Annotated in this window: 17 protein-coding genes and 1 riboswitch; of the genes, 4 read left to right on the top strand and 13 right to left on the bottom strand. The window is 59.6% G+C overall.

The genetic code is table 11. The features are described from left to right. Positions 1 to 6 precede the first annotated feature (6 nt). The 8 genes from folP to ACR0DB_RS06910 form a co-directional block, all read right to left on the bottom strand. Entirely contained in the window at positions 7 to 1,005 is a 999-nt protein-coding gene (gene folP / locus ACR0DB_RS06945; RefSeq protein ID WP_480549704.1) for a dihydropteroate synthase, read from the bottom strand. Continuing rightward, the gene (locus ACR0DB_RS06940) at positions 1,002 to 1,922 is read right to left on the bottom strand and encodes a dihydroneopterin aldolase (RefSeq protein ID WP_170769409.1); all 921 of its coding nucleotides are present in this window, start codon (positions 1,920 to 1,922) and stop codon (positions 1,002 to 1,004) included. Before ACR0DB_RS06940 ends, folP begins: the two co-directional genes overlap by 4 nt. Positions 1,923 to 2,023: 101 nt before the next feature. Then, entirely contained in the window at positions 2,024 to 3,394 is a 1,371-nt protein-coding gene (locus tag ACR0DB_RS06935; RefSeq protein WP_480549702.1) for a multicopper oxidase family protein, read from the bottom strand. 73 nt (positions 3,395 to 3,467) lie between these two features. Then, positions 3,468 to 4,109, bottom strand: a complete 642-nt coding sequence (locus ACR0DB_RS06930) for a cell wall hydrolase (protein WP_170769407.1) — start codon at positions 4,107 to 4,109, stop codon at positions 3,468 to 3,470. A gap of 187 nt (positions 4,110 to 4,296) precedes the next feature. Beyond that, a complete protein-coding gene (locus ACR0DB_RS06925) occupies positions 4,297 to 6,792 on the bottom strand; it encodes a putative PEP-binding protein (protein ID WP_331252071.1) in 2,496 nt (831 codons plus the stop codon). Positions 6,793 to 6,900: 108 nt separating this feature from the next. Then, on the bottom strand, positions 6,901 to 9,099 hold the full coding sequence (glyS, locus tag ACR0DB_RS06920; protein ID WP_170769405.1) for a glycine--tRNA ligase subunit beta: 2,199 nt from the start codon (positions 9,097 to 9,099) through the stop codon (positions 6,901 to 6,903). Between the two features lie 9 nt (positions 9,100 to 9,108). Beyond that, entirely contained in the window at positions 9,109 to 10,323 is a 1,215-nt protein-coding gene (gltS, locus tag ACR0DB_RS06915; protein WP_480549700.1) for a sodium/glutamate symporter, read from the bottom strand. 4 nt (positions 10,324 to 10,327) lie between these two features. Beyond that, on the bottom strand, positions 10,328 to 10,849 hold the full coding sequence (locus tag ACR0DB_RS06910; protein ID WP_480549699.1) for a DUF6446 family protein: 522 nt from the start codon (positions 10,847 to 10,849) through the stop codon (positions 10,328 to 10,330). A 78-nt stretch (positions 10,850 to 10,927) separates the two neighbouring features. Here ACR0DB_RS06910 and ACR0DB_RS06905 point away from each other — a divergent pair, with 78 nt between their 5' ends. After that, on the top strand, positions 10,928 to 11,560 hold the full coding sequence (locus ACR0DB_RS06905; protein ID WP_480549697.1) for a MarC family protein: 633 nt from the start codon (positions 10,928 to 10,930) through the stop codon (positions 11,558 to 11,560). Positions 11,561 to 11,568: 8 nt separating this feature from the next. Here ACR0DB_RS06905 and ACR0DB_RS06900 read toward each other — a convergent pair whose 3' ends face one another. Continuing rightward, a complete protein-coding gene (locus tag ACR0DB_RS06900) occupies positions 11,569 to 12,498 on the bottom strand; it encodes a glycine--tRNA ligase subunit alpha (RefSeq protein ID WP_170769402.1) in 930 nt (309 codons plus the stop codon). Between the two features lie 203 nt (positions 12,499 to 12,701). Between ACR0DB_RS06900 and ACR0DB_RS06895 the strand changes: the two genes are divergently transcribed. Then, the gene (locus ACR0DB_RS06895) at positions 12,702 to 14,435 is read left to right on the top strand and encodes a serine protease (protein WP_480549695.1); all 1,734 of its coding nucleotides are present in this window, start codon (positions 12,702 to 12,704) and stop codon (positions 14,433 to 14,435) included. Positions 14,436 to 14,485: 50 nt separating this feature from the next. On the opposite strand, the gene ACR0DB_RS06890 is transcribed toward ACR0DB_RS06895, so the two are convergent. After that, on the bottom strand, positions 14,486 to 16,063 hold the full coding sequence (locus ACR0DB_RS06890) for a thiamine pyrophosphate-binding protein (RefSeq protein WP_480549693.1): 1,578 nt from the start codon (positions 16,061 to 16,063) through the stop codon (positions 14,486 to 14,488). Further along, positions 16,063 to 17,511, bottom strand: a complete 1,449-nt coding sequence (locus ACR0DB_RS06885) for a TrkH family potassium uptake protein (RefSeq protein ID WP_480549691.1) — start codon at positions 17,509 to 17,511, stop codon at positions 16,063 to 16,065. Before ACR0DB_RS06885 ends, ACR0DB_RS06890 begins: the two co-directional genes overlap by 1 nt. Between ACR0DB_RS06885 and ACR0DB_RS06880 the strand changes: the two genes are divergently transcribed. Then, the gene (locus ACR0DB_RS06880; RefSeq protein ID WP_480549689.1) at positions 17,510 to 18,265 is read left to right on the top strand and encodes a hypothetical protein; all 756 of its coding nucleotides are present in this window, start codon (positions 17,510 to 17,512) and stop codon (positions 18,263 to 18,265) included. The two genes, ACR0DB_RS06885 and ACR0DB_RS06880, sit on opposite strands and share 2 nt — an antisense overlap. A gap of 387 nt (positions 18,266 to 18,652) precedes the next feature. Here ACR0DB_RS06880 and folE2 read toward each other — a convergent pair whose 3' ends face one another. Further along, positions 18,653 to 19,756, bottom strand: a complete 1,104-nt coding sequence (folE2, locus tag ACR0DB_RS06875) for a GTP cyclohydrolase FolE2 (RefSeq protein WP_480549687.1) — start codon at positions 19,754 to 19,756, stop codon at positions 18,653 to 18,655. Between the two features lie 173 nt (positions 19,757 to 19,929). Next, positions 19,930 to 21,120 (bottom strand): O-succinylhomoserine sulfhydrylase, encoded by a 1,191-nt coding sequence (gene metZ, locus ACR0DB_RS06870; protein ID WP_480549685.1) that lies wholly within the window; start codon positions 21,118 to 21,120, stop codon positions 19,930 to 19,932. Positions 21,121 to 21,182: 62 nt separating this feature from the next. Further along, positions 21,183 to 21,260: riboswitch (SAM riboswitch) on the bottom strand. A gap of 130 nt (positions 21,261 to 21,390) precedes the next feature. Here metZ and ACR0DB_RS06865 point away from each other — a divergent pair. Then, positions 21,391 to 22,080, top strand: a complete 690-nt coding sequence (locus tag ACR0DB_RS06865) for a glutathione S-transferase N-terminal domain-containing protein (protein WP_170769395.1) — start codon at positions 21,391 to 21,393, stop codon at positions 22,078 to 22,080. The last annotated feature ends 5 nt before the right edge of the window (positions 22,081 to 22,085 follow it).

Here is a 22,085-nt window from a genome sequence, read left to right as displayed (position 1 = left end):
ACCGGATTACCGGACGGCAGCCCACAGACGCAAGGCCTGAGCGGTCTCAGCCACGTCGTGAACCCGCAGGATCTGTACCCCTTGTGCCAGACCAGCCAGCCCAACCGCAATCGAACCGGGCGCGCGGGCGTCCTTGCGCGTCTCTTTGCCGATCCGCCCGATGAACCCCTTGCGCGACACACCCAATAGGATTGGGCATCCCAACCCGTGAAACAGGCTGAGATTGCGCAACAGAGTTGCGTTGTGGTCCACGGACTTGCCAAAACCGATACCCGGATCGACAATGATCTGGTTGCGGTTCAGACCAAGGGCCTCCAGATACTGCACCTGATCGTTCAAGAAGTCATACACGTCCAGCAGCACGTCATTATATCTGGGATCGTCCTGCATGTTGGTCGGGTCGCCCTGCATATGCATGACGCAGACCGGTGCCCCAACTTCTGCGCAGAACGGGGCCAAGTCTGGATCGAAAGTAAAGCCCGAGACATCGTTGATCAGGCCAGCCCCCGCCTGCCACGCCGCCTTTGCGACGCTGGCTTTGCGCGTGTCGATCGAAATCAGCGCTTTGGTCCGCTCGCAGATCGCTTGGATCAGGGGTTTGGTCCGGGCGATCTCTTCGTCCTCTGGGACAAACGCGGCTCCGGGTCGGGTGGATTCGCCGCCGATATCCAGGATCGTCGCATCTTGCCCAACCATTTGCTCCGCCGCGTCCCAGGCAGTTTGCACCGAATTGTGCACCCCACCGTCCGAGAAACTGTCCGGCGTTGCATTCAAGATGCCCATGATGTGCGGGCAGTTCATATCCAGCCCTGCAATGGGCGCGCGGGGACGCGAAAGGATGGCCAGAATCTCATCAGGCACGTCCTGCACTGCGACAACAGAGGCGTTTTCCGTCCGTCTCAAGCGTTCCACATGGGTAAACCACAGCGCCTGTCCGGCCAAAGTCACGGCCCCTTCAGGACGCCGAGCGCCGTTCTGAACCAAAGGTCTGTAGTAGGTGGTCACAGTTGCGCCTGATCCACAGAGACAGCGCGCAATGGTGTTTTAGGGTCGTCTGGCAGTGCGCCTCCAATAACCATCATCTCGCTGGCTTCAAATGTGGCCGCAAACCAGGCCGCCAGCGCCACTGCGTCCGACGGCGCGGCCGAGGGACCATCAACCGCATCCAGCACGATCTTGGACGGGGCCCAAACGCAAATCTGCCCGTTCTTCATCGCCCAATCCAGCTCGGTCCGGGTCGAGACAACAACGCAGCGGTGATCCCGCGCGGCCAGAACCCAGGCATTTTGTTCGATCGCCAAAAGGTCGATCCGACGCTGGGTCATCGCATGACCCGTCTGGGGAACAGCCAAGTCTGCACTTCCAACGCACAGGATAAGCGGGCGTTGCCGGTTCTCAAGCTGGTCGATCCAACCGGTTAGATTGCCCGAGGCAATCGCCTCGTTCGAAAGGAAGACAAGACGTGGATGGGGACGTTCTTCCTCGACCACGTCGTGGTGCACAGCATCCTTGCCACGCACAATCTCGACCCCCAGTGCGCCAGGCCCGCGATCCAGTTTTTCAATTCGAACAAAAGCTTTTACAGCCTGCGGTTCAAGCAAAATACGCTCGGCAACACGCTCTGCCAATGTTTCCAGCAGGTTCAACCGCTCGGCAGCCAGTTCAAAGGCAATCGCCTCGGTCACGCGGTCATAGGACAGAATGCGGTCAACATCGTCATCAATCGCATCGGTCAAAGGCCGCACCTCGACCACAATGTTGAAGCAGATGCGCTGGGTGGTCCCACGTTCGGCCTGAAAGGCACCGATCTCGACCTCAACAATGTGATCCCTCAGCGAGATTCGATCCAAAGGCTCTCCGGCGGCCATCGCTTCGGACCGTTCCGAAGGGTGCGCAAAGGCGAGGCGGATTTCAGAACTCATAAGACGGACCTTCTCGGGCATTGGGACTGATCTGCCCAAATTAGACATTGCGGGCGCGTATAGCACCGCAACAAACGCCTTTCCAGTCGTCGAATGCGTCGTCAGGTGACGCGAAACCAGCTCATCATCCCCGATGCGGCATGGCCCAACATGTGACAATGCAACAGCCAACTGCCCGGATTATCCGCAACCAGAGCGACCTGTCGGGTTTGCCCCCGCCCCAGCAGGACGGTGTCGCGCCACGGACCAAGGCTGCCATCCGACAAGATGATACGGAAATGATGGCCATGCATGTGCATCGCATGGGGAAACGCCGTCTGGTTGGCAAACTCGATCTGGTGGGTTTCCCCCAGTCGGGTGTCCAGAAACGGGTCCTTGGGGCGTTCAGCATATCCGTTCAACGCCCAAAACCGCCCAAGTTGGGCCAGTTCCTGCCCCGTCAGCTCGGTTTCGCCCAACTTGGCCGAGCTGAGCCAACGCATCGCGCCGCCCTGCATCTCCATCCGATGCAGTGGTGCACTATCCGTGGATATCGCCGGCAGAGGATTGGGCGGCAGCGCCGCGATGCCGGATCGCACCGCTCTGCCCGCACCCGACACGTCAAAGCGGACCAGGCCGAAACCACCGTCACGCTCAAAGCTGACAAGGCTGGCGGTTTCTGAGGCCAAGGCGCGCACGTCAACGATCATGTCTGCCCGTTGCGCCGGCCCCAGCGGGAAGGTGTCGGTAATCTCCAGCGGGGTCTCCAACGGCATTCCGTCCAGCGCCACGATCCAGCCGGTCAGCCCGTCTATACCCAGATCGAATATCCGAGCATTCGAGGCGTTGATCAAACGCAGGCGCAGCCGCTCGGCCGCACCCACCTGATACGAGGGATCCAACTGACCATTTACGGTAATGATATTACCCAGCCGCCCGGCATGGCTGAGGTCATGTCCATTGTCGAAATCATCCGTTATCTGCCCGGTTTCCGGGTCCAGCCGCCAGTCATCCAGCATCAACGTCAGATCCCGATCGACGTCTGGCGCGTCAGGCTCTTCGACGATCAGCGGGCCATAAAGGCCACGGGCCACCTGTTCAACCGTGCGATTGTGTGAGTGATACCAATAGGTTCCGGCATCAGGGACAGCAAAGTCATAGTCGAACGCGCCCCCGGACTCGATGACATCCTGCGTCAGACCCGGCACACCGTCCATCGCATTGTCAATTCGAATGCCGTGCCAATGCACCGACGTGGCCTGAGGCAGAGCATTCGACACCCTGCGCTGCACGCGCCCGCCTTGCGGTACGCGGATTTCTGTACCCGGTACGGTTCCGCCAAAGCCCCAAACCGGTGTTTTCGGGAATTCCACCGGCGCAATCTGTTGCGCCGCTTCGCGCGCCACTAATTCTGGAAACGCAGCCAAGCCCACTTTTGGAAAGGCAGATAGGGCAGCAGACGCGCCCAGGAATTGTCGACGGTTAAACAGCATTATGGGCCTCCTGGCCCATAACATAGATCATCCAACGCCCCGCGCCATCAGGGTTCCAGCGCGGGTGCGTCAGTTAGTTGCTAGCCGTCCGATAATTGTGGCGATAGAAAATATGCACACCAATCCGAGCCGTTTCCTTGTAGACCCGCGCCCAGGACGGTTTCACCGCCTTGGTATGATAATGGGTCGCCCCTTCGGTCAGCGCATCGCTGAGGCCGTCAATCGCGGCACGGGCTACTTTGGACACCCGCTCATAGGCTTTTTTCTCTCGGATCACTTCCTTGCGGCCATCACAAGTATAAGTGAACTGGCACTGGTATTTCTTGCCGGTCCCTTGCTTGATCACCCCACACAGCGTGTCCGGAAAGCGGCTGCTGTCCACACGGTTCATGATGACCTCAGCCACGGCAAATTGACCGCGCACGCTTTCCCCACGCGCTTCGAAGTAAAGCGCCTCGGCCAGGCATTTGAAGTGCTCATCCCCGGTTGCGGCGGGCTGGTCATCCAGCCAATCCTTGGAGTAGGATATTTTCTGCTGTTCAAGTACCTTTCGGGGCTTGAACAAATTCAAGTATTCGCGGAAGTTTTGACCGGGCAGTTCAGTCCGAGTCACAAGTTCACGCTTGGCAGTATCAGTGGTTTCCCTCTCAGCGACGGAAACACTTGGCAGCACGGTTGCCGCCAATGTGGCAGCAGCCAGTATGTATCGTAGCATTCAGATAACCTCGCACAGGCACATTCGGCGCCATACCCTCCCCCGGCGGGCGCGACGAGGCTCATACCGAATTGAATCGGAAACGTCCAGTTTTCTGAAAAAAGCAAGTGGAAAATCGCCGTAACGTCAAAAATATATGACGACGGTGTGATTTGTTTCCTACTAATCCTAGCGGATTGTGCCGCTGTCAACCCCCAAGTCTGGACGAAATCGCCAGTTGAGCGGCAGCCAGCCGAGCGACCGGGACCCGGAAGGGTGAACAGGAGACATAGTCGAATCCAAGCGCACGGCAGATGGCAATTGATTCGGGGTTTCCGCCATGTTCACCACAGACCGATAGGGTCACGTCCGGTTTAACTTGCCGCCCCCTCTCAGCGCCCAGTTTCAGCAGTTCTCCCACGCCATCCGAGTCCAACACGTGGAATGGGTCTTCGGCGAATACACCCTGCTGGACATAGGCCGACATAAAGCGTCCGGCATCGTCGCGCGACAGGCCGTAAGTCATCTGGGTCAGGTCGTTGGTACCGAAGCTCAGAAACGCAGTCTGCGGCGCAATCTCATCGGCGCGCAGACAGGCACGCGGGGTTTCGACCATGACACCCAGCCGATATTCAAACTCTTGCCCGCGCTCAGCCGCGACCGAGGCGGCAACCGTGTCGATGCGCGATTTGACGAGCTCTACCTCGCGCTTGGCCGAAACCAGAGGGATCATCACCTCCGGCACAACTGGTGCGCCGTTCTTGCTGGCCTCAAGCGTCGCCTCAAAGATGGCGCGGGCCTGCATGTCGTAAATCTCAGGCACGGTCACGCCCAGACGGACGCCGCGCAAACCCAACATGGGGTTATATTCGGTCATTGCGTCCACCCGGCGTTCAACGTCCGACACCGGCAGATCCAGCGCTTCGGCCAGCTCACGCTGACCGCTGCGAGTGGTGGGCAGGAACTCATGCAATGGTGGGTCGAACAGGCGGATACAGACGGGTTGGCCTTCCATAATGCGGAACAGTTCGACAAAGTCTTCGCGCTGCATCGGCAAAAGGCGTTCCAGCACCGCCGCGCGACCCGAAGAGGTTTGCGCGAAGATCATCTCGCGCATCACGATCAGACGACCGGGATCAAAGAACATGTGTTCAGTCCGGCACAGTCCTATACCCTGCGCCATAAAGTTGCGTGCAGTCTGTGCGTCGGCAGGTGTGTCGGCATTGGCGCGGATGGCAATGTCACGCTCCGCGTCAGCCCAGCCCATAAGCGTTTGAAAACAATCGTCCAGGGCGGCTTCAAGCATTGCGGGCTGCCCTGCCAGAACCTGGCCCGAACTACCGTCGATTGTCAGAACATCCCCGGTTTTGAACATCCGACCATCCGGTGCGGTCAGCAGCTTCTTCTTGGTCTGGAATCGCATCTCGGACGCGCCGACTATGCAGGGCAGACCCAGACCACGGCCAATCACCGCCGCGTGGCTGGTCATCCCGCCCTTCTCGGTTAGCACGGCAACAGCTGCGTGCATCCCGCGCACATCCTCCGGCGCGGTTTCGCGGCGGACCAGAATACAGGGTTCACCCCGTGCGGCGCTGGCCTGTGCCTCGGCGGCTGTGAACACGATCTTGCCGGTAGCAGCACCCGGACTGGCGGCAATCCCGGTAGTCAGGACGTCGCGCTGCGCGTCTGGGTGAACCTGACGGTGCAACAACTCGTTCAGCGAATGCGGATCGACTCGCATCACGGCCTCTTGCGGCGGTATGATGCCGTCTTCGGCTAGACGCACGGCAATCCGGACCGCCGCCCGAGCGCTGCGTTGCACCCGCACACCGTCCAGAATATGGACATGACCGTTTTCGATCACGAACTCGACCTGCATCTCCTCGCGTAGCTTGGCTCGCATCTGCGCGGCATGTGCCTTCAGGTCAGCAAACGCGTCAGGCGCAACCTCTTCGAGAGATTTCCCGCGCGGGTCCTTTTCAAGATAGAGCGCGGCCACCCCTTCCCCCAGCGCATCGCGGCCCTGGCTCTGGCTCAGATAGCGACCGGTGATCTGCGGCATTCCTGTTGTCGGATCAATAAGTTGCAACACGCCCGACCCGCATTCTCCCTGACCGACACCGGGTATCATCTCTTGAATCACAAGGCCCAGCCCGGCATCCGCGGGCGCACCTTTGGCCTGCCGCAGCAACCGCGCCGAAGTGCCATCCCACGCCCGCGCCATCGAGCGCAAAACCGCAACCAATTGCTCGCCCCGGTCCTGCGGAAAGCTTTCATCCGTCTCGTCTTCGTAGGCGCGCAAGGATTGTTGCAGACCTTCGCGCCCATCCGCGTCGATCTCGTCAAAAACATCCGCGTCCAGACGTGCCACGTGGATCGCGTAGCTTTGGACAAAACGCAGGTACAAAGCTGCCGCAGCCTCGACGCCCATCGAATCCGACAGGTCCACATAGCGCGCGTCGTTCATCCCGATATTCAGAATTGCGCCGGGACCACCCCAATCGGGGTCTTCAGAGCTGGGACGGACACACAACAGATCCGTCTGCGCGAACTGCTCCAGAATAGCGTCGATATCAGGAACTTGGCCCTGCGCAATGTTCTGCACCGCATCAAAAGACAGAGCCACAGTGCGCGGAACCGGCATATCCAGACGCACAAGCCGTTGCAGGCACTTCGCACGCCCCCCGTGCGACGAAGCGGTCACGGGCGCTGTGGGCGTAATTAATGTAGTATGCGGGTTATTCTGCACTGCGGCACCTTTTGTTTGCCCGCAGCATAAGCCCCTGCACCAATGGCGCAAGGGCGATCTGGATCAGCCCTCGATCTTGCTGAGGTCCGCGACGCGCGCGCAGACCTGCCGGATTTGGCTGAGCAGGTTCAGGCGGTTGCGCCGCAGGATGTCATTGTCGGTATTGACCTGAACATCCTCGAAGAAGGCATCCACCGGACCGCGCAGTGCGGCCATAGCGGTCATGGCTGCGGGGAAATCCTCGGCCTTCTGCGCGGCTTCGATCTTACCTTGCGCGTTATCAAGCGCCGCAAACAGCGCCTTTTCGCTGTCGGTCTCGGCGAATTTCACATCCGCACCGTAGGAATACTCGACCCCGTCCTTTTCCTCGGCCTGTGTGAGGATGTTGTTGGCGCGTTTGAAGCCCTGAACAAGGTTCTCGCCATCCTCGGTCGCGATCACCGCGTTCAGAGCACGAGCGCGTTTGACCAACAGGTTGAGGTCATCATTGCCGTCCATCGCGATACAGGCGTCGATGATGTCGTGGCGGATGCCCTCGTCTCGCAGGAACACCTTGAGGCGGTCGTGGAAGAAGGACAGCAGGTCCGCCGGAGCATTGCTGACGATCGCTGTCGCGGCTTCGACCTGATGAGCCAGCCCATGAACCTCTTGCGCGGCGGCCTCAGCATCCTCGGCCTTGGCTTGTTTCGCCTTGGCCTCTAGCAGGGCTGCCTGCCATTCGGGCAGTTTCAGCAGGCTTCCCAATGCCGACGTGAAGGTATCATTCAATGACAGGCGCAGATCGTTGGTCAGGATCAACCGGATCACCCCAAGCGCCGCACGGCGCAGCGCAAACGGGTCTTTCGAGCCCGTCGGCTTTTCGTCAATCGCCCAGAACCCCGTCAGCGTGTCCAGCTTGTCGGCCAGCGCCACCGCCACCGAGACCGACGCGGTCGGCACATCATCCGACGGGCCAAGCGGCGAGTAATGCTCCTGACTGGCCTGCCCCACCTCGGCTGGCAATTCGGCAGCCTGAGCGTAGTAGCGGCCCATCAAGCCCTGCAATTCGGGAAATTCGAACACCATCTCGGATGACAGATCGGCCTTACACGACTGTGCGGCCATCATCGCCAGTGCGGGCGTCGCACCCGTTGCCCCGGCCAGTTCATGCGCCAGCGCGGCGATGCGCAGAACCCGCTCGCCCTGCGAGCCCAGTTCGGCATGGAACGTCACCGCATTCAGTTTCTCGACCCAAGGTTCGAACCCGTCGGACTTGACGATGCGCAGGTCGTTCTCCCAGAAGAACTTCGCATCCGCCAGCCGGGCGGACAGCACCTTTTGGTTCCCTGCCAGAATAGTCGCGCCATTGTCAGCGGTCTCGCGGTTGGCGACGGTTATGAACTGTTCAATCCGACCGGTCTTGGGGTTCTTCACCGAAAAGAACTTCTGATGTTCTTTCATCGAGGTCTGCAGAACCTCAGGGGGCAGGTCCAGAAATTCGTCATCGATCTTACCCATCAGAACCACCGGCCATTCGACCAGACCGGCAACCTCAGCCAGCAGGCCCTTGTCATCGACCACTTCCAAACCGGCGGCAAAGGCCATGTTCTGCGCGTCGTTCCAGATATGCTCGGCCCGGTCCGCAGGGTTCAGGTCCACAAAGGCGCGTTTAAGTTTGGCGGCATAGTCTTCGAAAGACGTGACCGAGAACCGATCCGGAGCCATGAAACGGTGCCCCCCCGTGGTATCCCCGGATTTGATCCCCTCGACCTCAAGCGGCACGACCTGCGCGCCCGCCTCATCCGACAGGATGCACAGGATCGAGTGTAAAGGGCGTACCCAGCGCAGCGGGCCGCTGCCCCAGCGCATCGACTTGGGCCATGGGAAATTGCGGATGGTGGCCTCAAGCACTTCGGCCACGATCTCGGCTGCCGGGCGACCGGCTTTTTCGATGGTGGCGAAATAAACCGCGCCCTTGGGGGTGTCGCGTTCTTCCAGCTGATCACGGGTCAGACCCGCACCGCGCAGGAAGCCTTCGATGGCTTTGTCCGGGGCGGCGACCTTTGGGCCCTTGCGTTCTTCGCGGATGGTTGGGCTTTCCGCCAGCAGCCCCTCAACCGCCAGAGTCAGGCGGCGCGGCGTGGTCAGCGCTGCGGCCCCGGCATAGGTCAGACCGGCCTCGACCAGACCATCGGTAATCCGCTTTTTCAGATCCTCACCGGCACGGGCTTGCATCCGTGCGGGGATTTCCTCGGAAAACAGTTCGATCAGCAGGTCGGGCATGGTCGGTCCTTAGAAGTTCACGATCGTCTGGATGACGATGGCATTGGCAATATCCACAAAGAACGCGGATACAAGGGGCAGCACGATAAAGGCAATAGGCGACGGGCCATATCGCTTGGTAACAGCGGTCATATTCGCGATAGCGGTCGGAGTGGCCCCAAGGGCGAACCCGCCGAACCCCGCTGACAAGACAGCAGCGCGGTAGCTGCCGCCCATCACCGGGAACAATACCCAGATAACAAAAGCCACGGCCATAAGTGTCTGCGCTGCCAAAATCACAATGATAGCCAGTCCCAACTCGGCAATGGTCCACAGCTGCAAACTCATGAGTGACATGGCCAGAAACGCGCCTAGCGAGAACTCGGAAATAAGCGCCAGCGAGGGCGTTCGAGCAACTGGCGGAGCCTTGGGGAAAAGCGCAGAACGCAGATTGGCAATTACAATCCCCATGATCAAGCAAGGCACGAAAAGCGGCAGCTTCAACCCCGCCGCGCTGATGGCCTGATGAAGCAAATACCCGGCAACAATTGCGATGTTCAGATACAGCATCACCCGCATGATGGTCAGGTGATCCACCTTTGAGGCAGCCTCGGAGGGGTTTTCGGGTAGGCCGACGGTGTGCTCTTCGTCCGGTCGTTCAGGTGTCAGGTTCCGGCCCTCGATCAGATAACGCGCGATGGGGCCGCCGACTAGAGCCGCCAATACAAGGCCCAAGGTTGCAACGGCCACCCCCAGTTCGGTCGCGCCCTCTAATCCAGTTACCGCACCCACTTCGGGGGCCCAGGCGATTGCTGTGCCGTGCCCGCCGATCAGCGCGGCCGAGCCGAACAGCACCCCGGCCTGCGCCGGATAGCTAAAAAGCACTGCCCCAACAGCGCCCACGCCATTTTGCAAAACAATCGTCACAAGTGTCAGAATCAGAAGCAAAAGCAACGGCTTCCCACCCGCGATCAAATCCGACAGCCGGGCATTCAAACCGATCCCTGCAAAGAACACCACCAGCAGGAAATCCCGCGCGGCCAGACCAAAAGTCATCTCAATCCCGAAAAGCAGATAAAGCCCCAGCAGAAAGACCGAGGCCAGCAACCCTCCGGTTACGGGTTCAGGGATGTTGAATTGCCGTAGCGCTGCTACACGGGCGTTGATCTCGGCCCCGATCAGATAGACAGCAAACCCCATTGTGGCCGTCAGGAAATCCGGGATTTGCAGCATCTCTTCGATCATTTCGCTACTCCTGCGGGCGCGGCGGGCACTCTTCGCCCACCACGGTTCCGTCATAAGCTTTTTCGCCGCAATTGTTCAGCGCATGCCAGACATAGCCTTTGCCGTCCTGCGTCACGGCAACGATCCGGTCCACGCCATAGTGGATGTTCTTTTGCCCCATGAAAGCCTGCGCCTGTCCCGATTTCAGTGCATCCGCAATCGTCGCGGCATCATAACAGTCGAACCACCCTGGCGCGGTCAGTGGCTCAGCATTGTCCACCAGAATGAAAGCGGCCAGATCTTCCTGGGTCAGTTCGGTTTCAAAGCAGGCCCGATACCGGATCGGAGAGCTGTCGGCATCAATCGCCTGAAACCCCGAGTAAGCAATTGGCTCCGCTTTTTCAGACGTCACAGCCACCAGCTGGACATCGCGTCCCGGCTGCGGATCGACCGAATAGTAAAACCCGTAAACCTGAAGGTAGTACATCCCTGCCCCGGCCAAAACGGCCGAGCCAAGCAACAGAAGAGCAAGCAGTTTTCCGGTCATTGGTCACGCAGCCTCTTTCAAATGCGCATGAAATCGGACAGGGTCCGGCACGTAACAGGTTGATACGAGGCTTATCGAATGGACTCCACCCTTACCGTCGGATTCTTCGGCGCTTTGTTTGCGATCATGAACCCGATCACCAACTTGCCCGTTTTCCTCAGCGTGACCGAAGGGTTGTCCTCGACCGATCAGCGTAAGGTGGCGGCGAAAGTGACGATCTATTGCCTGATCCTGGGGGGGGCTTTTGCGGCCATCGGCAATCAGGCGTTGGGGTTGTTTGGCATTTCGGTCGATGACCTGCGCGTTGCGGGAGGACTGGTCGTCCTGATGATCGGCCTCAACATGCTGAGCGGCAATCAAAGCACCACCCATCACGGTACCGAGGATGAAAAGCAATCCTATCCCGAACCCGACACCGTTGCATTCTATCCGCTGGCCTTTCCCATTCTGGTCGGTCCGGGCACGATCACGACTTTGATCCTCTATGCTCATCACATCACCAAACCAGTGGATGCGATGCTTTATGCAGGCGTATTTCTGGTCGTCCTGCTGTTGCTGTTCGTCACCTTCTGGAACGCATCGGCGCTGGCCAAACGCTTGTCCGCAAACGCGCGCGTTATTATGAGCCGCTTCATGGGCATGATCCTTTCGGCCATCGCCATAAGCATGATCGCCGACGGCCTGAAGGTGTTGCTGCCCGGATTGGCGTGATCTGGCCATCAAGCCTCGTACCCGGCAGCCTCGGTCATGACAAACGCATCTGCGCATTGTTTGGCCAGGGCACGCACCCGCCCGATATAGGCCTGCCGTTCGGTGACTGAAATCACCCCACGCGCATCCAGCAGGTTGAAGATATGGCTGGCCTTGATGCACTGATCATAAGCCGGATGCGCCATCACGATGCGCTTGCCGGTCTTTGGATCATCATGCTCTTGCGCCAGAATAGTGGCGCATTCCGCCTCGGCCTCTTCAAAGTGGCGCAGCAGGACCTCGGTATTGGCCACGTCAAAATTCCAGCGGGCGTATTCTTCCTCGGTCTGTTTGAAGATATCGCCATATTTCAACGGGCTGGGCGATTGAGGGTCGTTGAAGGGCATGTCCATCACATGGTCGATACCCAGCACATACATGGCCAGACGTTCCAGCCCATAGGTCAGTTCGCCCGAAACGGGTGTACAGTCGTGGCCGCCGACCTGCTGGAAATAGGTGAACTGGCTGACTTCCATACCGTCGCACCAAACCTCCCAGCCCAGACCCCATGCGCCCAGAGTGGGACTTTCCCAGTCATCCTCGACGAACCTGATATCGTGCAGCTCCATGTCGATACCGATCGCTTCAAGCGAACCCAGATACAGCTCTTGCAGGTCCGGTGGGCTGGGTTTGATCAACACCTGATATTGGTAGTAGTGCTGCAATCGGTTGGGGTTCTCACCATATCGCCCGTCGGTCGGGCGGCGCGAGGGTTGCACATAGGCAGCAGCCCATGCCTTGGACCCCAGGGCGCGCAAAGTCGTCGCCGGGTGGAATGTGCCCGCACCGACCTCCATGTCATAGGGCTGCAGGATCGCGCAGCCTTTCGAGGCCCAATAGGACTGAAGCCGCAGGATAATCTCCTGAAAAGAACGAGGTGCGCTGGACTGTTCGGTCATGACATTCCCTTTGGGCGCCGCTGCGCCGGTAACGATGGGTTTTGCCCTTCCTATGCAAGGGGCCAAGGGGCGTCAACGGGCCAGTGCGTCCGGCCTGTCACTGCGTCGCCACACTGCAAATTCCCCGCAATCTGGGCATGGTGTTCAACCCTGCACTTGGCGTACTCTGCCACCCAGATAAAAATTGCGGACACGGGCAGACAATGACACGCATATTTACAGCAATTCTATTTCTTTTCCTCTTCGGCACCCGCGCCGTTTTCGCCCAGCAAGAGGCAGGCGTCTGGGTTCAGGTCGAGGCACGGCCATCCCTGAGCCAAGCCCAAGAGCGCGCGCAGGCCTATGCGTCCCTTCTACCAGACGTGAATGGGTTTCGCTTGAACTCTGGCTGGTACGCCATTGTTATCGGACCGTATTTACGCGCTGATGCCGAGCAAGTTCTGAGGGTTTATCGCGCTGAAGGCCAAATCCCCTCCGACAGTTACATCGCGTTTTCCAACAGTTTTGGACCGCAGTTCTGGCCTGTTTCGAGCACCAGCCAAGACCGCGCCGCAGTGGAACCTCCGACAACCGCTGCGCCGGAACAACCTGCAACTGGGCTGACGCCGCAGACATCAGATGAAACCCGCGCGCAGGCGCTACAATCCGAACGGCTGCTCAGCGCGCAGGATCGACGCGCGTTGCAAACCGCCCTTCAGGCCGCCGGGTTCTACAATTCGACCATTGATGGAGCTTTCGGGCAAGGCACCCGTCGTTCGATGGCGGATTGGCAGCGCTTCAACGGGTTCGAGGCCACCGGAGTTCTAACCACCGCGCAACGCACCACCTTGATGGACGACTACAACGCCCCTCTGATCAGCGTCGGGATGGCCCGCCATTCCGACCCGCAGGCGGGGATTGATCTGGACCTGCCGCTTAGCGCTGTTGCCTTTGACCGGTATGAGGCCCCGTTTGCCCATTTCAACAGTATCTCTGACCTGAATGCCAAGGCACTGCTGATCAGTCAGGAAGGCGACAAGAACACCCTGCGCGCGCTTTACGAGGTCATGCAATCGCTCGAGATCGTGCCGCTGGACGGCCCTCGTCAGTTGCGCGGTGACCGTTTTACGCTCGAAGGGCGCGGCAATGGCATCGTGTCTTATACCGAAGCCCAGCTGCAAGACGGCCAGATCAAGGGCTTTACCCTTGTATGGCCCGACGGGGATGAGGCCCGCCGCGCCCGTGTGCTGGCGGGAATGAAGGCCAGTTTTGCCACCAATGACGCCGTTCTGGATGCCAGCGCCGGGGCCGAGGCTGAGCAGCGCATTGACCTGATCTCGGGCCTGCAGCTGCGCAAACCCCGTCTGTCGCGTTCGGGCTTTTTCGCGGACGCCAACGGTACGATTTTGACTGTGACCGAGGCCACCGACATGTGCACCCGTCTGACGCTGGACGGTGATCAGGAACTTCAGGTCGCCTGGACCGATGTGGATCTTGGAGTCGCCGTCCTGCGTCCCAAAACCACCCTCGCCCCGCTGAATGTTGCCGAGTTCAACGCCGCTACTCCGCGCATTCAGACCGAGGTCGCCGTGTCCGGGTTCTCCTACGAAGGCGCGTTGGGCGCACCGACGCTGACCTATGGCCAGATCGCCGATGTGCGCGGGCTGAACGGTGAAGAGGGCGTGAAACGTCTGGCGCTGGCCGCACAACCCGGCGACGCAGGTGGCCCGATTTTTGACACCAGCGGTCAGGTTGTGGGGATGCTATTGCCGACGCCCGCGGACGGCCGAACCCTGCCCGCCTCGGTCAGTTTGGCCGCAACCGCGGCGCGTCTGGGTGAAATCCTTGATAAGGCGGGCGTTGTCGGTCAGGCCGGTCAATCCACCGGTCAGGTGTCGCCCAACGAACTGAACCGTCGCGCTACAGGTATGACTGTACTGGTTCACTGCTGGGAGTAAGCACTTAATCCAAAACAAAAAAGCGCCGCAAAACCCATGCAGCGCTTTTCTTATGTCAGGATGTCGGGCGTCACCCGTATCAGCGTCGGACCCGGCGCCGAGAATGCCCCCCGAACCGTCTGCTGCATCTCCTCCAGGCTAGAGGGGTTTGCGGACAGAGCGCCAAACGCTTCGGCGAGTTTGCAGAAATCGGGGTTGCGCGCGACCACGGCGTTGGGTGCGATCTGACCCCGGACCATGCTGTCCTCGATCTCTTTCAGCTTGGCGTTGTCCCAGAGAATGATGGGCAGAGACAAGCCCAACTCGACCGCGACACCCAGCTCGGCCATTGTGTAGTGAAACCCGTAATCCCCGGCCATCACCGCCGTCGGTTTTCCGCGCCGTGCAACCGCACCGCCGATCCCGGCGGGTAGAGCGTAACCCAGCGTGCCGAACCCGGTCGGGTGATGCCAGTGGTAGGGGAAGGTCATGTCCCAGACCTCTTTGCCGACATAGGCTAGCTGGGTCATGTCCGAATAGATCATGGTCTCGGCCGGCATCGCTTCGCGCAGCGCGTCCAGCACGGGGACGATGCCGGGGCGTTCGGCGTCCACCTCGACCCGCCATTTCGCGCGGGCTTGCGCCACTTCGTCCTCGGTCCAGCCAGTTGCCGGTTTCACATGGTCGATCGCCGCCCAAAGCGCATGGGCGAAGCTTTCTCCATCCACCTGCAATTTGACCGCTGCCCGGTGGCGGTCGGACAGTACAGCCGGGTCCAGATCGACCCGCACCAGATTTCCGGAATGCCCCAGATCATCGCGCCACAGGTCAACTTCACCCAGCTCCGATCCAACGACCACAACCAGATCGGCCGAGTCGATAACTTCCGCGCTGCCCGGCCTGGGCAGGTAGGAACCAAAATCCAACGCATAGTTCAACCCGGCCATACCGCGCCCCGCATAGGTGGTGAAACAGGCCGCCCCCAGTTGGGTCAGGATCTGCCGCCACAGGTTGGACCGCGCCCCGCCCCCCAGGATGAACAAGGGCCTGCGGGCGATGTTCAGCATCGACAGAACGGGCGCGACATCCGGCGGCGCGGCCTTGGTGCGCAGCCCCGGCTGATTGGGAAACGGGGCCGGATCTACTTCGGCCTGGAGCTGTTTGATCGGCACCTGAATATGCTTGGGACGCGGGCGCGACAGTTCGAATTCCTCAAAGGCGCGCTCGACCAGCCCGTAAGCGGCTTGGGCCGAATTTGCCTGCACAGACCAATCAGCAACCGTACCGGCGGCCCCGCGCTGGTCCTTCATCTGGTGCAACTGGCCCTTTGACGCCTCGGTCTCGTCCAGACATGAGGACAGAACCAGAATCGGCACCGAATCCGAATATCCCTGCCCCATAGGTGTCATGATGTTGCACAGGCCCGGCCCGGTAATCACATAGGCCACCCCCGGCTTACCAGTTGCCCGCGCATAGCCGTCGGCCATGAACCCGGCCCCTTGTTCGTGCCGAGCCAGAACATGGGTGATGCCCGCCTCTTCGATCCCCCGGTACATTTCCTGATTATGCACGCCGGGGATGCCGAAAATCACATCCACACCGCGATCCCGAAGCATATGCGAGATTTGCGCGCCGAGGGGTCTTTTCATCAGTTTCTCCAGAATTGAACGGTGAACAGGGCGTAAACGGCCAGAAGCTCAAGCCGCCCGACCAGCATCCCGATGGACAGCAACCACTTGGCGGTATCGCTCAGCCCCGCGAAATTGCCTGCCGGACCGATCTGATCACCAAGCCCCGGCCCTACATTGGCCAACGCCGTCGCCGCGCCCGAGACCGAGGTGATAAAGTCCAGACCCGTCAGCGCCAGAGCCCAGGCCAGAACGCCCATTGACAGCACAAAGAACATGAAAAAGCTCATCACCGAGGTCAGAACATCCGTACTTATCGGCCGTCCATCATACAAAGGCATGAACACCCCATGGGGCGAGCGGATGCGGCGTATTTGGGTTTTGATCGAGGCAAACAAAAGCTGGTAGCGGAACACCTTGATCGAACAGGCGGTCGAGCCCGCACAGCCACCGATCAGGCCGATCAGGAAGAAAACCATGACCGGGAAACTGCCCCAGGTCATGTAGTTCACGCTGGCATAGCCTGTGCCCGAGATGATCGAGGTGATGTTGAACAGAGATTCCCGGAACGCTTGTTCCCAGTGATGCGGAAAGACGGTTAGCAGAAAGACGGTCATTATCGCGACTAGCAGAAGGATCGTGGCCAGGAAGGCACGGATCTGGCTGTCTTTCCACAGCGAACTGGTGTTGCCATTTGCCAGTTGCACATAGCGCACGAAAGGAAGCGCCGCCAAAATCATGAACACCGAGGCGGCATATTCCGTCGGCCCCGAGAACGTCCCGAACGAGGCGTCGTAATTCGAGAACCCTCCAGTCGCGATTGTGGTCATGGCGTGGACGACGGCGTCGAAAAAGCTCATGCCAAAGCCGGCATATACCAGCACACAGACGAAGGTCAGAAAGACGTAGATCAGAGAAATCTGGCCCGCGATCTCTTGCGCGCGGGGTAGAATTTTCCCCATAGTTTCAAACCCTTCCGAGCGAAAGATCTGCATCCCGCCCACCCGAAGCTCGGGCAGAAACACCATAGCGACGACGATGATCCCGATCCCGCCCAACCATTGCAGCACTCCGCGCCACAGCAACAGGCCCTGCGGCAGCTCATCCAACCCGGAAATCACGGTCGAACCGGTGGTCGTCAGACCGGACATCGCCTCGAAATAAGCGTCGACAAAGCGCAGTTCTGTTGCGCCGATCAAAAACGGGATCGCGCCGAAAAACGGCAGAGCGACCCAAACCCCGGTGGTCAGCAAAAAGGTCTGACGGATCGTCAGACCTTCGCCCACCCCGTTCGAGCAGCTCATTGCCAGAATGACGCCGGTCAGGACGGTGATGATCCCGCTTTCAAGGAACACATGCCATTCGTCGCGCCCTTCGATCAGGTCCGCAAGCATAGGCAGAATCATGGTCGCCCCAAGAATGGCGACCAGCAGGCCAATCACATATCCAACCGGGCGTATATCCGTCATGAGGCGCAGCGTTGGCGCGCCTGCACGACTGTGTCAAGCGGATGCCCCGATTTACTTTTGCGTTTTGTTGGTCGCGTTGGGCATTGCGGGCGGCTTCGATGGCGCACGGGTTCGGCGGGTTGGTGCCGCAACCTCTGCCTTGGGGGCTGCAGGTTTCACGGCTTCGACTTTGGGTGCTGCGGGTTTCGCGGCTTCGGCCTTGGGTGCTGCGGGTTTGGCAGGTTGCGCCTTGGGTGCGGCTGGTTTGGGTGCCTCTGCCTTGACCTTTGCCGTTTTTGCAACTGCGGGTTTTACCGCCGAAGGCTTAGGAGCGGCCGGTTTCGGCGCAGCTTTTGCGGTCACTGGCTTGGATGCAGCAGGGACCGCTGCCGGTTTCGGCGCAGCCTTGACCTCAGGCTTCGCCGCAACGGCGGCAGCTACCGGCTTTGCAGCCGCAGGCTTGGCTACGATGGGCGATTTAACTGCCGCTGGTTTGGCCGCAGCTGGTTTTTTCGCCACTGGTTTGGCTATGTGCGGTTTGTTGGCCGGTTTGGCAGCCACTGCTTTGGCCGGTGTGGATTTCACGGCTGCCGGTTTAGGTGATTCGGCGACTGGCTTCGCTGCCGGTTTCGCTTTGACCGCAGGTTTGGCTTTAGCCGCCGGCGGCGTTTTCGCCTTGGCAGCACGGGCTACCGGTTTCGGCTTGGCCGGCGCTGCAGGTTTCGGTGCAACAGGCGCGGGCGCAGCGGATGAGGCGTGCAGTGCCTGCACCTGAAAAAATGGCAACTCCATCGCCGAGCAAGCCAGAATCTGCATGATTTTCATCTGGTTGCTCACCGCGTAGCCTGCCATGCGGATTGCGGCAGCCTGAAATTCCAAGGGCTGGGTAATCGGATTCATACGTAGTCTCTCCTCTGAAAGTAACGCAGCACGCTTGAGAAAAAGAGGCCCTGCCCGCCTTGGGATAACGGGCGGGAAACGATGTCACGCAGGATCAAGCGTTGCACGTTTCAGCTTCCTTCAGAGTGGCTTTCCCATTGACCAACGGTCTAACCACGGCTGCATTCCACATCAGTCTACTTCAAAGACCGTGCGAGTGCAGCATTTTTTGCTGCGATGCGGCAAAAACGTGCCGTAAGGTTAATCCTGAGACTTTGCGCGTTCAGCCGACATGGAACAGAGTCGAGAACAGCCTTGGGTCAAGGCTGGATGACACAAAGGTCGGCCCTTCGGTCAGAACTGATACAGCGTCGTGGCTGTGTAGGCTTTCCTGATGACTGGCCACTATGCGAAAATCACCCACGTGGTGGTCGGCCAGAAGTTCGGCGCAGAACAGGCGCGCAGCATCTTCGACAAAGATCGGGTTTGCGGCGTTCAGCTCGGCAAAGGCTTGCTCGTCCTCGCGTTTAACCATCACTTGTGTTTCCGTGGGCACGGCACGACGGCACAACGCGATCAGGTCCTCGAACCAAAGGCAATCGGCGGCGCAATCTACCACTACCGAAATCCGCGCCACCGACCGCTGTGAATGCGGCGTCGCCAACTGGCCACGTGTTGAACGAGCATGTTCGCTCAGCTCAAGCGAACAGGGACAAGTCGAAGAGTAGACATAGTCCAGATGCATGATCTTCTGGCGCACGCCGTTCTGTTCCACCAGCTCCAGCGCGATGTCGTAATACTGATAGCCTTCCAGCCCCGAGCGCAGGCTTTTCACCTTGTCGGGATAGGAAAACCGCATCTGTATACGCGCGTCAAAGCTGTCCAGATCGGTCATATAATCATCCAGCGCGGCTTCCATGACTTCGAAGCTGAACGTGCGCTCGGCGTGTTTGTAAAAGGACCGCATGATACGGGACATGTTGATGCCCTTCTTCTCGGCCTCAAGGCTGACCGAGCCCGTGACCGAGGTCTCAAGCGTCAGGTCTTCGCCATCCTTGCGGTGAAACCGGATCGGCAGGCGGAAATTCGAGATACCCACATGCTGAATTTGCTGCTTCGCTCCCCGGATCAAGCTGGACGGACCGTTTTGCAGATCGGGCAGCGTGGCGCGATAGGCCTCATCGGCCTTGAAGTCCTCGGGGTAGTCGCGCGACAAAGACGGATAGTTGGACGTCTCCTGACCCGGCACAAGGCGCGCGATTGCCGGATCAAGCTGACTGATCTCGGCGTCGGTCGCGGATACCGCCCATTTGCGCAGAACTTTCAGCGCCGCAGCGGCCTCGTCATGGTCGGGGGCGTCGTCAATGTCACGGGGATGCACGTTCATCGCTTGGGGTTCCTCGGGGTTCGCCGCCGGACTATATACAGCTTGGGCGTGTTTTCCAGTTTAACCGTATACGCCGGAAAACACAGTCCGGATCGATTTTTGGTGCGGGATGAGCGATTTACCACCCCACACACATCTCTTTGAGCCTGTTTGTAGCACCGTTGACGCGACGTTTACTGCTGAGAAACGTCCAATGCGCGTTTAATATCGGCAAGCAGGTCGCTAGCATCTTCCAACCCGACTGAGAACCGGATCAAGCCGGGTGCAATGCCCAACTCGTCTTTCTGCGCATCGCTCAGGCGTTGATGGGTCGTTGTTGCCGGATGCGTCGCGATCGACTTGGCGTCGCCCAGATTGTTCGAGATCACCGGGATCGTCATCGCGTTGAGGAAAGCAAAAGCCGCTGCTTTCCCGCCCTTGATGTCCAGGGACAGAACCGTACCGCCCTTGCCGCCCAGCTGAGATTGCACCAACGCATTTTGGGCATGGGTTTTCAGCCCCGGATACAAGGTGCGTTCCAGCGCGGGATGGCCCTCCAACGCCTCGGCAATGATCTGCGCCGTCTCGGCCTGAGCATTCACCCGCAGAGCCATCGTCTCAAGCCCTTTGAGCATGACCCACGCGTTGAACGGGCTAAGCGCGCCGCCGGTATGTTTCAGATAGGGTTCAACGGTGCCACGGATGAACTCTTTGGTACTGATGATCACACCACCCAGAGCCCGGCCCTGCCCGTCAATATGCTTGGTTGCGGAATAGACCACCACGTCCGCGCCCTGCTGGATCGCGCGCGAAAAGACTGGGGTCGAGAACACATTGTCCACGATCACGGTTGCACCGACGGCATGGGCCAGCGTGGCCACCGCTTCGATGTCGATCACCTCAAGGGTGGGGTTCGACATGGATTCGAAGAAAACCGCTTTGGTGTCGGGGCGGATCGCCGCTTTCCACGCGTCCAGATCGGTGCCGTCGACAAAGGTCACTTCAACGCCGTAACGGGTCAGAATGTTTTCAAGGATATAGAGGCAAGAGCCGAACAAAGCCTTGGCCGAAACCACATGGTCGCCCGCCTTCAGCATCGACACCAGTGCCGCGTTCACCGCCGCCATGCCGGATGCGGTGGCAAAGGCGTCCTCGCCCCCTTCCAGCGCTGCGATGCGCTGTTCGAACATGGACACGGTCGGGTTGCCATAGCGGGCATAGATGAACTCATCCGGGCCGGTCTCGATAAACCGCGCCTCAGCCTGCTCGGCGTTTTCGTAAACGAAGCCCTGCGTCAGAAAGATCGCCTCGGACACTTCGTTATATTGGCTACGACGGATGCCGCCATGGACGGCCTGTGTGCGTTTGTTCCAATTCTCGCTCATGTCATTCCTTTCGGCCCCTCTTTGGAGGCAAACAAAAAACCCCAGACGCGGCCAAGCGAAAGGGGTCTTTCATCCTGACCTTTTAGCGGTGTTGTTTAGCGTGGCCCGCAATCCGGTAACAAATCGCCACGTGGTGCCTTGCCCTTACGCCGCGCATGCAAAGGCGTCAAGCCTTAGGCGCAATCAGTCACGGTTTCGTAACAGTTTGCCCCTGCCCCCTTGCCCAATGGCCCGAAACCTTCATGATCGCCGTCAACCGAAGGAGAGACCATGATTGATCTGTATTTCTGGCCTACGCCAAACGGGTGGAAGGCGTCTATCGCTCTGGAAGAGATGGGGCTGCCCTACACCACCCACCTGATCAATATCGGCAAGGGCGATCAGTTCGATCCCGAATTCCTGAAAATCGCGCCCAACAACCGGATGCCTGCCATCGTGGACCCCGACGGCCCGGATGGAGAGCCGATCTCGGTCTTCGAAAGCGGTGCTATCCTAATGTATCTGGCCCGCAAGACCGGGCGGTTCTATGGCGAAACCGAGCGTGACCGGATCGCCGTTGAGGAATGGCTGATGTGGCAAATGGGCGGGGTCGGACCCATGGCCGGTCAGGCGCACCACTTTTTGAAGTACGCCCCGCAACTGGATCCGCCACAAGACCTGCCCTATGCCAAGGATCGCTATCGCACCGAAGTTGGGCGGCTTTACGGCGTGCTCGACCGGCGGCTGGCCGAGAATGAATATGTCGCGGGCGATTTCTACTCCATTGCAGACATGTCGATCTGGGGCTGGGCCAGCCTGTGGGAAGGTCAGCAACAGGTGCTGGAGGACAAACCTCATTTCACCCGCTGGCTGGAAACCGTCAGCGCCCGCCCCGGCGTTCAGGCCGGTCGCGCGCTGCACGCCGAGTTGCGCGGAGATCACCGGGACAAGCAATCGCAGAGCAATTTGTTCAAGCGATGAACACG

Source organism: Ruegeria sp. AB6 (assembly GCF_056542685.1).
This window is presented reverse-complemented; position numbering and strand designations above follow the sequence as displayed.